At 62.1% G+C, this 15,099-nt stretch carries 12 protein-coding genes; 5 read left to right on the plus strand and 7 right to left on the minus strand.

Annotated elements, in window-relative coordinates; genetic code table 11:
- The first annotated feature begins 16 nt into the window (after positions 1-16).
- Positions 17-403 carry a hypothetical protein gene (locus K7431_RS21415; protein WP_043205271.1) on the plus strand — a complete coding sequence of 129 codons (387 nt, stop codon included), beginning with the start codon at positions 17-19 and terminating at the stop codon, positions 401-403.
- Between the two features lie 64 nt (positions 404-467).
- On the opposite strand, the gene K7431_RS21420 is transcribed toward K7431_RS21415, so the two are convergent.
- Together K7431_RS21420 and K7431_RS21425 are read right to left on the minus strand one after the other, a co-directional pair.
- The gene (locus tag K7431_RS21420) at positions 468-731 is read right to left on the minus strand and encodes a hypothetical protein (protein WP_012723958.1); all 264 of its coding nucleotides are present in this window, start codon (positions 729-731) and stop codon (positions 468-470) included.
- A gap of 111 nt (positions 732-842) precedes the next feature.
- A complete protein-coding gene (locus K7431_RS21425) occupies positions 843-1,442 on the minus strand; it encodes an NAD(P)H-dependent oxidoreductase (RefSeq protein WP_012723957.1) in 600 nt (199 codons plus the stop codon).
- 69 nt (positions 1,443-1,511) lie between these two features.
- Between K7431_RS21425 and K7431_RS21430 the strand changes: the two genes are divergently transcribed.
- A complete protein-coding gene (locus K7431_RS21430; RefSeq protein ID WP_012723956.1) occupies positions 1,512-2,114 on the plus strand; it encodes a TetR/AcrR family transcriptional regulator in 603 nt (200 codons plus the stop codon).
- On the opposite strand, the gene K7431_RS21435 is transcribed toward K7431_RS21430, so the two are convergent.
- Both K7431_RS21435 and K7431_RS21440 read right to left on the minus strand, forming a co-directional pair.
- Entirely contained in the window at positions 2,086-2,775 is a 690-nt protein-coding gene (locus K7431_RS21435) for a GNAT family N-acetyltransferase (protein WP_012723955.1), read from the minus strand. The genes K7431_RS21430 and K7431_RS21435 overlap by 29 nt on opposite strands.
- Before the next feature lie 21 nt (positions 2,776-2,796).
- On the minus strand, positions 2,797-3,702 hold the full coding sequence (locus K7431_RS21440; protein WP_012723954.1) for a LysR family transcriptional regulator: 906 nt from the start codon (positions 3,700-3,702) through the stop codon (positions 2,797-2,799).
- Between the two features lie 112 nt (positions 3,703-3,814).
- Between K7431_RS21440 and K7431_RS21445 the strand changes: the two genes are divergently transcribed.
- The 3 genes from K7431_RS21445 to K7431_RS21455 all read left to right on the plus strand — a co-directional run bounded on the left by K7431_RS21445 (position 3,815) and on the right by K7431_RS21455 (position 8,295).
- On the plus strand, positions 3,815-5,029 hold the full coding sequence (locus K7431_RS21445) for an MFS transporter (RefSeq protein ID WP_043205269.1): 1,215 nt from the start codon (positions 3,815-3,817) through the stop codon (positions 5,027-5,029).
- Between the two features lie 81 nt (positions 5,030-5,110).
- Positions 5,111-5,962 carry a CAP domain-containing protein gene (locus K7431_RS21450; protein WP_012723952.1) on the plus strand — a complete coding sequence of 284 codons (852 nt, stop codon included), beginning with the start codon at positions 5,111-5,113 and terminating at the stop codon, positions 5,960-5,962.
- 152 nt (positions 5,963-6,114) lie between these two features.
- On the plus strand, positions 6,115-8,295 hold the full coding sequence (locus tag K7431_RS21455; protein ID WP_012723951.1) for a GAF domain-containing hybrid sensor histidine kinase/response regulator: 2,181 nt from the start codon (positions 6,115-6,117) through the stop codon (positions 8,293-8,295).
- A gap of 3 nt (positions 8,296-8,298) precedes the next feature.
- Here the strand turns inward: K7431_RS21455 and K7431_RS21460 are convergent, their stop codons facing one another.
- Genes K7431_RS21460 through treS form a run of 3 tightly spaced genes read right to left on the minus strand, consistent with a single transcriptional unit; the run spans position 8,299 to position 15,098 of the window.
- Entirely contained in the window at positions 8,299-9,465 is a 1,167-nt protein-coding gene (locus K7431_RS21460; RefSeq protein WP_012723950.1) for a GGDEF domain-containing protein, read from the minus strand.
- Between the two features lie 51 nt (positions 9,466-9,516).
- Positions 9,517-11,754, minus strand: a complete 2,238-nt coding sequence (gene glgB, locus K7431_RS21465) for a 1,4-alpha-glucan branching protein GlgB (protein ID WP_012723949.1) — start codon at positions 11,752-11,754, stop codon at positions 9,517-9,519.
- A complete protein-coding gene (treS, locus tag K7431_RS21470) occupies positions 11,751-15,098 on the minus strand; it encodes a maltose alpha-D-glucosyltransferase (protein WP_012723948.1) in 3,348 nt (1,115 codons plus the stop codon). Before treS ends, glgB begins: the two co-directional genes overlap by 4 nt.
- Position 15,099: the final 1 nt, after the last annotated feature.

The raw sequence follows: 15,099 nt of genomic DNA on the forward strand, positions 1-15,099 counted from the left end.
TGGGGAGGGAGTGATCATGACAATTCGCCAACCCTGCCCACCTGCGTTATGTGACTGCGAGCGCGAACAACTGCTTGGCACCCCCTCGGCAGACCAACGCATCCTGCGGCTGACCCGCCAGGAAGAGAAGAAGCTGCTGGAGCGCCTGGAAAACCTTCAAAGCCTGGAAGACCTGGAACACATGCAGCGCTTGATGTACCTGCAACTGGGTATCCGCGTACATGTCGCACCCGGCCACACTGAAGTCAAAAGCATGCGTGGGATTCAGATTGTGATCGACAAACTGCCAGGCTTGTGTCGCAAGACCCGGTTGTCGATTCCGGCCGCAATCCGTAAAGGTATGGAAAAACGGCCGGAGGTTGCTTATCGGTTGCTTGATGCACATGACCTGTTTGGACAGTAGTCAGCCCGTTAAACGCGTCAGCACCCAGTTGCCGCAGGCACAGCGTCTGTCGTAGCTAAACCCGTTACCAGACGAAACCGTTGGCAAACACCATTCCATGCCCACCCCTCACGTCCTGATAGCTCATATCGGGATATTTGTTGAGCCTCTGCAGTTGCTCGCTGTTCAAGGTCTGCAGTTGTTCAGGCGAGACGTTCGGAAAGGGATGGTTTTTTTTCGCATCGTTTTGTTGATCTTGCCTCACTTGATCTTGCGTGGGCTTTCCGTAAGACGTATCGATGGTGGGGGCAATGAACGCGGTTCCAGGTGCAGAAGAAATTGACGTCATTAACTTTATCTCAAGTGTGTGTGAACACCATGAGTGATCGTCCAATCGTTCCAAGTTCCATGCCCGCCACACCCTCTTCACTGCCCGTCTGCTGGATTCGCGAAGGTTGAATCAACCGGCGACTGTCTCGACGTCGAACAAACCCTGCCCCACGGCCCACGCCTTCTCCAAATGCGCCTGCGCCCCGCCGCTTTCCGAGTCGAGCAACAGCGCCGAGGTCAGCACCTGCGCGCCACAGTAATCGAAGATCCCGTAGTCGATCTGCGTGCGCATCGCCTGGGCATAGCCGTGTCGATCAAACGCATCGTCATCCGCTGCGCCCAAGGCCAACAGATGCACGTTCAGGTGCCGCAGCTTTTTCACCACCGGCGTATCGGGGCTGTATTCGATGGCCCAGCCGTTGATGAATACGCGGTCGATCCAGCCTTTGAGCAGGCCCGGCAATGACCACCAATAAATCGGGAACGCCAGCACCAGGGCGTCTGCACGGTCGATGCGGGCCTGTTCGGCCCGCACGTCGGCGGGTGGCGTGGCGCGGGTTCGGTGAACCGCATGGTCGGCGGCGGTGTAGCGCGGGTCAAAACCTTCGGCGGCAAGGTCGGCGATTTCAACAGTGTGGCCAGCGGCAGTGAGCCCGGCGGCCACCTGCGCAGCCACGCTGTGGGTGAGGGATTGCGGGTCGTGATGTGCAACAACGATAAGTGCGTGCATGACAAGGACTCCCTTTGGGGTTACGCTGGGCTTAAGTTACGATTAGTAAGTTACTTTTGGTATATAAGCATGTCAAGCAGCGAATCCCCTGCCCCACGTCGGCGCCTGTCCCGTGAAGAACGCCTGCGTCAATTACTCGATGTGGCCTGGCAACTGGTGCGCGATGAAGGCACCGAAGCACTGACGCTCGGACGCCTGGCGGAACTGGCGGGCGTGACCAAGCCGGTGGTCTACGACCATTTCGTCACCCGTGCGGGGTTGCTGGTCGCGTTGTATGAGGATTTCGATGCGCGCCAGAACCAAGTGTTTGTCGACGCCATAGAGGCCAGCAGCGCCACCCTTGAGGATCGCGCCGGAGTGATCGCCGCGTCCTATGTGGAGTGCGTGTTGTTGCAGGGCCGGGAAATCCCGGGGGTGATTGCAGCCTTAAGCAGCTCGCCGGAGCTGGAAACCCTCAAGCGCCACTACGAGGCGATCTTCCTCGATAAGTGTCGCGACGCGCTATCGCCCTTCGGCCACGTGTCCAAGGCTGGCTTAAGGGCGATGCTGGGCGCTGCGGAAGCGCTGTCCCAGGCGGCGTTCAGTGGCGAGATCAGCCGTGAAGAAGCGCAGCAGGAATTGCTGGCGACTATCCTGGCGATGGTCAATCGCGGCCGTGTTCACCGCGAGTAATAAATGCCTGGACCTTACGTGCCAGTTGATCCAGGTGGCGGTCACGCTGCTTCTCGGCATCCACCATCGCGCGCTTGCCGTGCTTTTGCAGCAGGTAGGTATGAATCTGCCGCACCTCCAGCGAGCTATAGATCGCCGCCACATCCAGCACGCCCATCAGGCCGTCGGTGCCGTAGTCCCGCGTGTTCATCAGCACTTGAGTCTCACGCGCGCCACGTACCCGAAAGCCCATGCTTTCAAACGCTGGCACCTTCTCTATGGAGCAGGCCAGTTCCGCATGGGGATGACGGCTCAGCACGTCGCGCATCATCCCGCGAGCCACGCCCTGGCGCCGATAGCCGACTTGCACCGCCATGAAAGCGATTCCGCAGGCCTCGGGAGCCTCCTTCACCGGCAGGTACAGCACAAAGCCCATCACCTTCTGCGGGTCTTGCGGATCGGTGGCCACGACCAACTCGACGGCAACGCCCTTTGAACCGTCCAGCGCTTCCAGGTACAGATGCACCTCAAAGCCAATCGCGTACTGGTAGATGTTGTACAGCAGGTTACTCGGCGGCAGCGCCACGCTGCTGATGTCGGTGAGGTTGTCCACCACCATCTGCAGGATCTGAGCATTGATAGGCTCCGGGCACGGTGTGGTGTAGCGGGTAAGGCTGAACATGCAGATTCCTGGGGTTAAGCATCAAGGCAGCGCGGATTGTACCTGCTCGGCACACACCTCGCGCAAACACCCGCGCAACCAGCGATGGGCCAGGTCGGCATCGAGCCTGGGGTGCCACAGCATCGCGACGGTGAAGGTCGGCAGCGCCACCGGCAGCTCAAAGCGATGCAGGCCTTCCCGTTGATGGAAGGTGTAGCGTTCGGGCACGCTGGCGATCAGGTCGGTGTCGCGGGCCAGGGCAATGGCGGTGGCGAACCCGGCGACGATGGTGCTGATCTGTCGCGTCAGGCCCTGGGCCTCAAGCGCGTCGTCGATTTGGCCACGGTCCTGGCCACGGCGTGATACGTAGACGTGCTGGCCCTCGGCATACCGCCGGGCGCTGACGTCGCCCTGGCTGAGCGCATGGCCGCTGCGTACCACGCCAACCAAACGGTCACGGAACAGCGCCTGGGTCAGCACTTCGGGGCTGGCCGCAGGGTCAACCACGCCGGTTTCCAGGTCGACGCTGCCGTCACGCAGCAGCGCACTGTCCTTGTCGGTTTTATGGATGAAGCGCAGGCGCACACCGGGTGCTTCCCGTGCCGTACGTGCCAACAACGCCGCACCGACATTTTCGACGAATTCTTCGCTGGTACGCAGGGTAAAAGTGCGCTCGACCTGAGCCATGTCCAACGTGTGCACGGGCCGCAACACGGCACTGGCTTCCTGCACCAGGCGGCTGACCTGTTCGCGCAGCTCCATCGCCCTCGGCGTAGGCACCAGGCCGCGACCGGCGCGCACCAGCAACGGGTCGCCGGTGGTTTCGCGTAAACGCGCCAAAGCGCGGCTCATCGCCGAGGGGCTCAGGCGCAAGCGTCTGGCCGCGCCGGCCACACTGCCTTCGGCGAGCAATACATCCAGGGTGATCAGCAAATTTAAATCGGCCATCGGTGCTCCTTATCAGGCGTCAGATGCAGGTATTAACTGCAACCCATGCGTCTTCCGCCATGGTAGGTCACGCCGTAGATTTGTGACAGTTGCCTTCGCTCAAGGATTACCCATGCCCCCCTCTTCTCGCGGCAGCCTCGTCAGCCTGTCCCTGTCCATGTTGCTGGCCTCCCTCGGCACCAGCATCGCCAATGTCAGCCTGCCCAGCCTGGCGCAGGCGTTTGATGCGTCGTTTCACGCGGTGCAGTGGGTGGTGCTGGCCTATCTGCTGGCAATCACGGCAGTGATCGTCAGCGCCGGGCGCCTGGGTGACCGCTGGGGCCGTCGACGCGGATTGCTCGCCGGCTTGCTGCTCTTCGCCGTGGCGTGCGGGCTGTGCGGGCTGGCCCCCTCGCTGGAGGGTCTGGTTGCTGCGCGCGTCCTGCAAGGCCTCGGCGCAGCAGTGATGATGGCCATGGCCCTGGCAATGGTGGGCGATACCGTCACCCGGGAACGTACCGGCCGGGTCATGGGATGGCTGGGCACGATGTCCGCCGTCGGCACTGCCATGGGTCCCAGCCTGGGCGGGGTATTGCTGAGCCTGTGGGGTTGGCGCGCGATCTTCCTGGTCGGGGTGCCGTTGGGGCTGCTGGCCGCCACCCTCGCTTATCGCTGTTTGCCGGTTGATCGTGCGCAGGTACCCGCCGGTGCGGCCTCTGGTGTCTGGTCTTTACTGAAGGACGCGTCATTGCGCAGCAGCCTGGCCATGAGTGCCTTGGTGGCCGCCGTGATCATGGCCACCTTTGTGGTCGGGCCCTTTTATTTGTCCAGGGGCCTGGGGCTGGCCCCGGAGTGGATGGGCCTGGCCATGGCCGTCGGGCCCTGTGTGGCGGCTCTCACCGGCATCCCGGCCGGCCGCCTGACCGACCGCCTCGGTAGCCGGCGCATGACACTCGCCGGGCTGGGCGTGCTGGGGTGTGGGGCGCTGCTGCTGTCGCTGGCGTCTGGACTGATCGCCTATCTGGCCGCACTGGTCATTCTGACGACGGGCTACAGCCTGTTCCAGGCGGCCAACAACACGGTGGTGATGAGCGATATAGAGGCGGCGCATCGCGGCACGGTGTCGGGCCTGCTGAACCTGTCACGCAATCTAGGCCTGATCCTCGGTGCTTCAGCGTTGGGGGCGGTGTTCGCGTGGGCCAGTCCGGATGTCACCCGTGCGCTCCCGCAAGCCGTGGCCCATGGCCTGCATGTGACCTTCAGCGTGGCACTGGGCTTGATCCTGCTGGCCAGTGTGATGGCATTGCGCCGCGCCAGCGCCTTTAATACCGCCAAGAACACCCATTGAGGCAAAAAAACAAAAAAGGCGTTGCACCAGACCGGGTTACATCGCGCATCATGGGCACTTTCAAGCTCAAGGGTAACGTCCATGCGCGTTCTGTCATTGATGATGGGTCTCACGACGCTGGCCGCCAGTACGGTGTTCTGCGCCAGCGCGATGGCGAATGAAGAGAGTCAGTTAGTACAACAGATCAACCAATACCGCAGCCAGGTACAACGCTGCGGCGACCAGGGTTCCCAGGAACTGCCACCGCTGGCCAGCGATACGCGGCTGGTGCTGCCGGCCACCAACGTCGGCGATTTGCAGCAAGCGCTGGCCCGGGCCGCGTACCCGATGGTCAACGTGCAGGCCATCAGCCTGTCCGGGCCCAAGGATGCCCAGTCAGCCATGAAGGCCGTGCGCGAAAGCTTCTGTCGGGTGGTGCTGGACCCGCAATTTGTCGATATCGGCGTAAGCAACAGTGGCCAGGACTGGCGCATCGTGCTTGCCCGCCCACTGCTGACCAGCGGCCTGGGCGATTGGCAGACCGAAGGCAAACAACTGCTCAACCTGATCAACACCGCGCGTGCGCAACCGCGCCAATGCGGCACCCAGGCGTTTACCGCAACCGCACCCTTGTCCTGGAATGACGCCCTGGCCGACGCCGCCAACAGCCACACGCGTAACATGGCCAACGGCAATTTCTTCGACCACCTCGACCACGACGGACGCACCCCCGGTGACCGTGCCGAACTGGCCGGGTATAGCGCGAAGAATATCGGCGAAAACATCGCCGCCGGCCTGGATACGCCGCGCAAGGTGGTGGACGGCTGGCTGGCCAGTCCGGGCCATTGCGCCAACCTGATGAACCCGCAATTTCGCGAACTGGGTGCGGCGTATGCCATGGACCCGAAAAGTGATGCCGGGATTTATTGGACAGGGGTTTTCGGCGCGCAATAAACACGCTCACAGATCTATCCGAACGGAGGAGGCATCAATTTGCCATCTCATGGATAATGCCGCTGAACTTGGCAGCGGCCATGCCGGTCTGTTGATTGCTGCCTGACCCTCTCAGGCGTTCGACAGACTGTGGCAAACAAGGTGTTCTTGCGATGATGAATTGGCTGCAAAGTAGCAGCGACATGGCTGAGCGGGTCCGCCTGCATGATTGGGCGAGTACGCCGCTGGGACCGCTGGAAGAGTGGCCGGATGTGCTCAAGACCACCGCGGCGCTGTGCTTTGCGTCGAGCTTCCCCCAGGCCATCATCTGGGGGCCGAGCCTGATCACCCTTTACAACGATGCGTTTATTCCAATCCTGGGCAACAAACCTGACGCCCTGGGGCGCCCGTTCAGCGAAACCTGGCGCGAAGTCTGGGAGCAGGTGCGCCCAATCGCCGACGCGGCGTTCGACGGGCATGCGACCTTTATTGAAAACTTCCCGCTGATGATCGAGCGTGGCGACGGGCCGGAGCAGGCGTATTTCACTTTTTGCTACAGCCCCATCCGCGACCCTCAGGGCCAGGTAGTGGGGATGCTGGATACCGTCACCGAAACCACCACCACCGTCTTCCTGAACCGTCGCCTGGCGGTGTTGGATGCCGTCGGCAGCGCCGTGGCGAATGCCACCGACGCCGAAAGCATCATGTCCACCACCACGCGTTTGCTGGCCGAGCACCTGCAGGTGTCCAACTGTGCGTATGCCGACATGGATGCCGATGAAGACGGCTTTACCATTCGCGGCAACTGGGCAGCGCCGGGCTCGCCGAGCATCCTGGGCCACTACAGCCTGGCGTCATTCGGCGCATTGGCGGTGCAGCGCCTGCGCGCGGGCGAGCCGCTGGTGGTCCAGGACAACCGATTCGAATTCGCTCCCGAGGTCGCCGCCAGTTATCAGGCCTTGGGCGCGCTCGCCACCGTGTGCTTCCCGCTGATCAAGGACGGTCGCCTGACCGCACTGATGGCCGTGCACCACAAAACGGCCCGCGCCTGGTCGCCCTACGACCTGGCACTGGTCGGCGAGGTCACCGAGCGCTCGTGGGCCCATATCGAGCGGGTGCGCGCCGACGTCGCTGTGCGCGAAGGCCTGGCAGCCTTTACCGAGCTCAACGCCACCTTGGAACAGCGGGTGCAAGAGCGCACCAACGCCCTCACCCAGGCCGAAGCCGCGCTGCGCCAATCGCAGAAACTCGAAGCCATCGGCCAATTGACCGGCGGCGTCGCCCATGACTTCAACAACCTGTTGACCATCATTCGTTCGTCGGTGGACTTCCTGCGTCAGCCCGGACTCTCCGAGGAGCGGCGCCAGCGCTACATGGGCGCGGTGTCCGACACGGTGGAGCGCGCCAGCAAGCTCACCAGCCAATTGCTCGCCTTCGCCCGGCGCCAACCGCTCAACCCGGAAGTCTTCGATGCGGGCCAACGGGTCAAGAACATCGGCGAGATGCTCGAAAGCGTTACCGGTGCGCGCATCCATGTGCAGGTGCAGTTGCCAGAGCGCCCTTGCCACGTGCGCGTCGACGCGAGCCAATTCGAGACCGCACTGATCAACATCGCCCTGAATGCCCGCGACGCGATGGACGGGCAAGGCACCCTGACTTTACGCGTGGCGAATGTGGACTCGATGCCGCGTATCCGTGGCGATGAAGAGGCACACCAGCCCTTTGTGAGCATTTCCCTGGCGGATACCGGCACAGGTATTTCCTCTGATACCTTCGAGCGCATTTTCGAGCCTTTCTTTACCACCAAGGCTGTAGGCAAAGGCACCGGGCTGGGGCTGTCCCAGGTCTTCGGGTTTGCCAAGCAGTCCGGGGGTAACGTCGACGTCGCAAGCCGCCCTGGCGAAGGCACCGTGTTCACCCTGTACCTGCCCGAAGTGGCGCAGCAGGTAGAGCAGCCCGACCCGACGCCGGAAAGCCAGTCGCCCACCCATGATACGGCGCAGTGCCATATCCTGATCGTGGAAGACAACCTCGAAGTCGGCCGCTTTGCCAACCAGATCCTTCAGGACCTCGGTTACCAGACCACCTGGGCCACCGATGCCGAGCAGGCACTCACGCTGGCCGGCGCGGATGCCCTGGCGTTCGACGGGATCTTTTCGGACGTGGTGATGCCGGGCATGACCGGCGTGGCCATGGCCAAAGTGCTGCGCCAACGGCGCCCGGACTTGCCGGTGGTGCTCACCTCCGGCTACAGCGAAGAGCTGGCCGACAGCGGTTACGAAGGGTTCGAATTCCTCGCCAAGCCCTACTCCGCCGATCAGGTTGCGCGGGCCCTGGCCAAAGCGATGCTTTGAGCCCTACTCCGCCACTGCCACCTGATTGCGGCCTTGGGCCTTGGCGCGGTACAGCGCTTTGTCGGCGGTGTTCATCAGCCCGTGCAGGTCCTGGTCCTGGGTGTGGGTAGATGCAACGCCCAGGCTGGCGCTCAACCCATGCACCGGCTCGGAAGCCAGGCCCGAGATCGCCTTGACCAACTGCTCGGCGATAGTGCGCGCGGTGTCCAACGACGTATTGGGCAGCAGTACCGCAAACTCCTCGCCGCCCAAGCGTCCGTACACATCGGCCTGACGGAACGACGCACTGATCACCCCACCAATCTGGCGCAGCACTTGATCACCGGCCTGGTGGCCGTAGGTGTCGTTGATTTGCTTGAAGTGATCCATGTCCATCATCAGCGCGCACAGCGGTTGCCGGTTGTGGCGGCATTGCTCGTACAGCACCTGGGCATGTTCGAAAAACGCACGGCGGTTCATCAGGCCGGTGAGCTCATCGGTCTGGGCCGCGCGGGTGGAAATAGTGTGGGCACGTTCCATTTGCCGGGTCAGGCGGAAGGCCTTTTCCAAGGCATCCGAGAGTTTGCGCGTGGCGCTGACCACAAAGGTGGAAAACACCAGCACCGCGATGGCCACGCCGACTTGCATGGAAGACGGCTGGAACAACAGCCACAGCGTACACGGCAGCAACACCAGGGCCAGGGAGGCCAGGGTCATGTAGCGGTAAGCCGAATAACAGGACACGGCGCTGACGGACATGCCCACGGTGAACAACATCACCAGTGCCTGGGACAGCCGGTCATCGGTGGGCATCACCGCCAGGGCGCCAGCGCCCCAGATCCCGGCAGACAGCATCAGCGTCAGCCAGTAACGGCGTTCCCAACGCTCGGGCGTGCGCTCGGCGTTGGGGCAGCGAAACCACTCCATGAACATCTTCACGCGCAACAGCGAGGACACCGCCAACGCGCCCAGCCAGACCAGGATGACCTGATGGTCAAACCGGTCCCAGCATAGCCAGCAGAGCATGAGAGCGGCCAGGTAACTGCCGAATATCGCGGCAAAGGATTGCCGGAACAGCTGGTGCAAACGGTCAGTCCGCACCTGCTCCTCTATAAAGCAATCCTGGTCCTGCCCACGCCCAAGGCCATTCATGAAATCCGCCTGATTCGACTGCCACGACAAAGGCGCCATTGTGGCACCCTGCCACCAGCGTGGACAACAGAATCCAGCAAGATAGAGCCTTTAAAGCGGTTCCGGCCGCAGAATCAGTACCCCCAATGGCGGCAGATTCAACGCCAGTGACACCGCTTGCCCATGGTTCGGTTCATCTTGGGTAAACACCTCGCCTCCGTTACCGTAATTGGAACCTGCGTACATGTCGGCGTCACTGTTGATCACTTCGCTCCAACGCCCCGCAAAGGGCACGCCGACCTTGTAACCCTCACGCGGCACCGGGGTGAAGTTGGCGACCACCAGCACCGGCTTACCGTCCTTGCTCCAGCGCAGCCAGGCATAGACGCTGTTGATTGCGTCGTCGCCGATCAGCCATTGGAAGCCCTGCGGCGCGTCGTCCTGCTCATGCAAGGCCGGTTCTTCGCGGTACAGCCGGTTCAAGTCGCCGACCAGCTTTTGCACGCCTTTGTGTTCGGCGTACTGCAACAGGTACCAGTCCAGTTGCTGGTCGTGGTTCCACTCGCGCCACTGGCCGAATTCGCAGCCCATGAACAGCAGTTTCTTACCGGGGTGCATCCACATGAACGCCAGGTAAGCGCGCAGGTTGGCAAATTTCTGCCAGCGGTCGCCGGGCATCTTGTCGATCAGCGAGTGCTTGCCGTGCACCACTTCATCGTGGGAAATCGGCAGGATAAAGCGCTCGGACCACGCATACACCAGGCCGAAGCTCAACTCGTTGTGGTGATGGGCGCGGTACACCGGGTCCTGCTGGATGTAGTGCAGGGAATCGTGCATCCAGCCCATGTTCCACTTGTAGTTGAAGCCCAGGCCGCCCTGTTGGGTCGGCTGGCTGACACCTGGCCAGGCCGTGGATTCCTCGGCGATCACCAGCGCGCCGGGCGCTTCCAGGGCCACCACGTCGTTCAAGTGGCGCAGAAAATCAATCGCCTCCAGGTTCTCGCGACCGCCATGACGGTTCGGCACCCATTCGCCGGCCTTGCGCGAGTAGTCGCGGTAGAGCATCGACGCGACGGCATCCACACGCAGCCCGTCGATATGGAAGTGCTTGAGCCAATGCAGCGCCGAAGCGAGCATGTAGCCGTGCACTTCGGTGCGACCCAGGTTGTAGATCAGCGTGTCCCAATCCTGGTGAAAGCCTTCCAGCGGGTTGGCGTATTCGTACAACGCGGTGCCGTCGAATTGCGCGAGGCCGTGGGTATCGGTGGGAAAATGCGCCGGCACCCAGTCCAGGATCACACCGATGTCGGCCTGGTGCAGGGCATCGACGAAATAGGCGAAATCTTCCGGCGAGCCGAACCGCGCCGTCGGGGCGAATTGCGACAGTGCCTGGTAGCCCCAAGAGCCGCCAAACGGGTGCTCCATGATCGGCATCAGCTCGACGTGGGTGAAGCCCAGTTGCTGCACATAGGGAACCAAGCGCTCAGCCAGCTCACGCCAGTTGTACTGGCGGGCCACTTCGCCCGCTTCATCCAACTCGCATTGCCAGGAGCCCACATGCAGCTCGTAGATCGACAGCGGCGCCGTGGGCTTTTGCTTGTCGACCCGCGACTGCATCCAGGCGTGGTCCTGCCAGTCCACTTGCAACGGTTCGGCCACCTTCGAGGCGGTGTCCGGCGGCAACTGGGTGGCCAATGCCATGGGGTCGGCCTTGAGCGGCAGGATCCCATTGGCGCCAAGAATTTCGTACTTGTAGGCCGCGCCCGGTTGCAGGCGTGGGATAAAGATCTCCCACACGCCGGACGGATGACGCAGGCGCATCGGGTGACGGCGGCCGTCCCAGATATTGAAGTCGCCCACCACCGACACCCGCCGCGCATTCGGCGCCCACACGGCAAAGCGCACACCCTGCACGCCATCGACGCTGGTCACCTGGGCACCCAGGCAACTGCTGAGGTCACGATGGTTGCCTTCGCCGAACAGGTACAGGTCCATTTCCCCCAGCAACAGTTGCTGGAAGCTGTAAGGGTCTTCAGTGATCTGCTCACCGCCGGCCCACTGGATTTTCAACAAATAGGGTTCGCGGGTCTTGAACTGGCCGACGAACAACCCCGGCACCTGGCTCGCGTCCAGGCTGCCGAGCTGTTCACCGCTGTCGCGTGCCAGCACGTGGACACTTAAGGCCTCCGGCAGGAAAGCGCGGATAAACTGGCCACCGTGCTCATCATCGTGCGGCCCGAGAATCGAAAACGGGTCGTGATGCTCGGCGCGTACCAGCGCTTCGACGTCCTTGGACGCCGGCAATGCAGTCAACTTCGCTTGCAGCGGTTCTTTATTTGTAAAGCTCATGACGTCTCCCCACCGCGTGCAGTGTTCGATATAGGTGCAAGCCCGCTCAACAGTCCGTGCAACCCTTGCAGGGGCACCGGCAACCAAGTCGGGCGGTTTTCCGCTTCGTAAGCCACTTCATACGCGGCCTTCTCCAGGCTGAACAACGTCAGCGCTGCGTCCTGGCCTTTGGCATCCTGCCAGTCATGCGCCAGTGTAGACGCAGCAGACTGATACGCCTGGATAAAGGCCTGGCGTGCTTCTTTCAGGTAACGGTCCGTCACGCGTTTGCGCGCCTGGTCCGCTTCGGGCGAGTGATCCACCCCTTGTACATTCAGAGCCATGGCCGCCGCGTAATCGAAGGAGCGCAACACGCCGCTCACATCTTTATACGGGCTGTGCTTACCGCGTCGTTCGTGCAGCGGTCGCGCCGGCTCACCTTCAAAGTCGATCAGGTAGGCATCGCCCTTCACCACCAGCACCTGGCCCAGGTGCAAGTCACCATGCACCCGAATACGCAACCCACCCAGGGTGGCTTTCGCCAGCGCCTGCACATGGCGGGTGATGGCTTTTTTCTGCGCCAGCAACTCAGTGACCAGCGCTTGATCCGCCGGGTTCAACTGGTTTTGATGAAGGTTGAGCAAGTGCAACGCACGGTCCAGCTGCGCGCCGACATCCTTGGCCCAGGCCTGGGTGTCCTTGGCGGTGGTGACTTCAGGCTTGAAGTCCTTGTGAGTGGTTTTCGCACCGAGCACCCCGTGCATTTCGCCCAGGCGCTGGCCGAGCAACCCGGCAAAATCCGCCAGCTCGCCCAGGGCGTTGTAGTGCTGTTCCTGCTCGGAGATGGCTTCGGCCAGCTCGTCGCGAATCGCCCGTTCCAAGTTGTTCTGAGTCCAGCCCCAGGCGTCGCCCTGGTTACTCAGGTAGCCTTGGGCAATCATCAGCAGGTTGTCCTGGCCCTCGGCGTCGTGGCGAATCATCGAGCCCAACAACGGCGAGATGTTCGGGTAGCCGGCTTCGGTCAGGTAAGCACTCATCTCCAACTCAGGGTGCACGCCGGAGGCGACTTTGCGGATCAGCTTGAGCACCAGGCTCTCGCCCACTACTACCGAACTGTTGGACTGCTCGGCCGACAAATAGCGCACCTCGGACTCATCCGTCAGTTGCAGCTTGGCCAGATGAGGCGTAGCGGTGAAGCGCAGCTCGCCTTCGCTTGAGTCGAGCACGGTGCCCGCTTGCAAACCCTGGATCACGGCGCGGATAAAGTGCTCGAGGCTGAAGGCATCGGTCACCAAGCCTACCTGGCGCACCCGGCGTACACGGGCCAAGGCTAATTGCTGAGGCAAGGCGCTGGTGAACTGGTCTTCACCGAGGAAACCGAACGGCAGCTGATAGCGGCTGAATTGGCCACCCGCACTGACCTCAAGCTCGCTGAGCAATACCGGGTGCTGCGGGTCGCCAAAGCGCACGCCATAGGCGATGCGCACGCTGTCGATCGCCGTGTCCTTGCCCGCGAACCAGCGGCGTTTGGGCAGCCAGGCCGGCAGTGCCGTTTGTTCCAGCGAGGCGCGGCAGGGTTCTTCCAGCAGTTCTTCCATGCGTTTTTTCAATACCAGCGTGGTGAAGTCCGGCATGCTCTGGGCCGGTTCCACATGCCAGCTGGGCATCTGGTTTTCCGGCGCCAGCACAAACCAATAGAAGCCGTAAGGCGCCAGGGTCAGCAGGAAATTGAGTTGGCCGATGGGTGGGAAGGCATTCCCGCCGAGCATCTCCACCGGCACCATGCCAGCAAACGCCGACAGGTCCAGTTCGGCCGCCTGGGCGCTGCGCGACACGTTGGCCACGCAGAGGATGATCTCGTTGCGCCCGTCTTCACCGGTGAACTCGCGGGTATAGGCGAGGATGCGCCGGTTACTCGGCGAGAGCATTTTCAGGCTGCCACGGCCAAACGCCTTGGACTGCTTACGCACCGCCAGCATGCGCCGGGTCCAGTTCAGCAACGAATGCGGGTCCTGGGCCTGGGTCTCGACGTTCACCGACTGGTAGCCGTATTGCGGGTCCATAATCGGCGGCAGCACCAGGCTGGCCGGGTCGGCGCGGGAGAAACCGCCGTTGCGGTCGATGGACCACTGCATCGGCGTACGTACGCCATCGCGGTCACCCAGGTAGATGTTATCGCCCATGCCGATTTCATCGCCGTAATACAGGGTCGGTGTACCGGGCATCGACAGCAGCAGGCTGTTGAGCAGTTCGACACGACGGCGGTCACGTTCCATCAACGGCGCCAAGCGCCGGCGGATGCCGAGGTTGATGCGCGCGCGGCGGTCGGCGGCGTAGTAGTTCCACAAGTAGTCGCGTTCTTTGTCGGTGACCATTTCCAGGGTCAGTTCATCGTGGTTGCGCAGGAAGATCGCCCACTGGCAATTGGCGGGAATCTCCGGGGTCTGGCGCAGAATGTCGGTGATCGGGAAGCGGTCTTCCTGCGCCAGCGCCATGTACATGCGCGGCATCAGCGGAAAGTGGAAGGCCATGTGGCATTCGTCGCCGTCGTCGCCCTTTTTGTCACCGAAATACAGCTGGGTGTCTTCCGGCCATTGATTGGCCTCGGCCAGCAGCATGCGGTCCGGGTAATGCGCGTCGATCTCGGCACGGATCTGCTTGAGCACATCGTGGGTTTCGGGCAGGTTTTCGTTATTGGTGCCATCGCGTTCGATCAGGTACGGGATGGCGTCCAGGCGCAGGCCGTCGATGCCCATGTCCAGCCAGTAGCGCATCACCGACAACACCGCTTTCATGACCTGCGGGTTATCGAAGTTGAGATCGGGCTGGTGGGAATAAAAGCGGTGCCAGAAATACTGGCCCGCAACCGGATCCCAGGTCCAGTTGGACTTCTCGGTGTCGAGGAAGATGATGCGGGTGCCGTCGTATTTCTGGTCGTCATCCGACCACACGTAGAAGTCCCGCGCCGCCGAGCCGGGCTTGGCCTTGCGCGCACGCTGGAACCAGGGATGCTGGTCGGAGGTGTGGTTGATCACCAGCTCGGTAATGACCCGCAGCCCGCGCTTGTGCGCCTCGGCAATAAACCGCTTGGCATCGGCCATGGTGCCGTAGTCGCTGTGCACGCCACGGTACTCGGCGATGTCGTAGCCATCGTCACGGCGTGGCGAGGGGTAGAACGGCAGCAACCAGATGGTGTTCACACCCAGGTCGGCGATGTAGTCGAGCTTGGCGATCAGGCCTGGAAAATCACCGATACCGTCGTTATTGGAATCGAAATACGATTTGACGTGGACTTGGTAGATCACCGCATCTTTGTACCAGAGCGGGTCTTTGATAAAAGTGGCAGCGTTGGGTTTCTTCGCCATT

It is taken from the genome of Pseudomonas fluorescens group sp. (genome assembly GCF_020093335.1).
Lineage (GTDB): Bacteria > Pseudomonadota > Gammaproteobacteria > Pseudomonadales > Pseudomonadaceae > Aquipseudomonas > Aquipseudomonas petroselini.

Bases quoted from the DNA above. Each gene is read 5' to 3' on its own strand.
- K7431_RS21415 (WP_043205271.1), top strand. From the start codon at position 17: ATGACAATTCGCCAACCCTGCCCACCTGCGTTATGTGACTGCGAGCGC.
- K7431_RS21420 (WP_012723958.1), bottom strand. From the start codon at position 731: ATGACGTCAATTTCTTCTGCACCTGGAACCGCGTTCATTGCCCCCACC.
- K7431_RS21425 (WP_012723957.1), bottom strand. From the start codon at position 1,442: ATGCACGCACTTATCGTTGTTGCACATCACGACCCGCAATCCCTCACC.
- K7431_RS21430 (WP_012723956.1), top strand. From the start codon at position 1,512: ATGTCAAGCAGCGAATCCCCTGCCCCACGTCGGCGCCTGTCCCGTGAA.
- K7431_RS21435 (WP_012723955.1), bottom strand. From the start codon at position 2,775: ATGTTCAGCCTTACCCGCTACACCACACCGTGCCCGGAGCCTATCAAT.
- K7431_RS21440 (WP_012723954.1), bottom strand. From the start codon at position 3,702: ATGGCCGATTTAAATTTGCTGATCACCCTGGATGTATTGCTCGCCGAA.
- K7431_RS21445 (WP_043205269.1), top strand. From the start codon at position 3,815: ATGCCCCCCTCTTCTCGCGGCAGCCTCGTCAGCCTGTCCCTGTCCATG.
- K7431_RS21450 (WP_012723952.1), top strand. From the start codon at position 5,111: ATGCGCGTTCTGTCATTGATGATGGGTCTCACGACGCTGGCCGCCAGT.
- K7431_RS21455 (WP_012723951.1), top strand. From the start codon at position 6,115: ATGATGAATTGGCTGCAAAGTAGCAGCGACATGGCTGAGCGGGTCCGC.
- K7431_RS21460 (WP_012723950.1), bottom strand. From the start codon at position 9,465: ATGGCGCCTTTGTCGTGGCAGTCGAATCAGGCGGATTTCATGAATGGC.
- glgB (WP_012723949.1), bottom strand. From the start codon at position 11,754: ATGAGCTTTACAAATAAAGAACCGCTGCAAGCGAAGTTGACTGCATTG.
- treS (WP_012723948.1), bottom strand. From the start codon at position 15,098: ATGGCGAAGAAACCCAACGCTGCCACTTTTATCAAAGACCCGCTCTGG.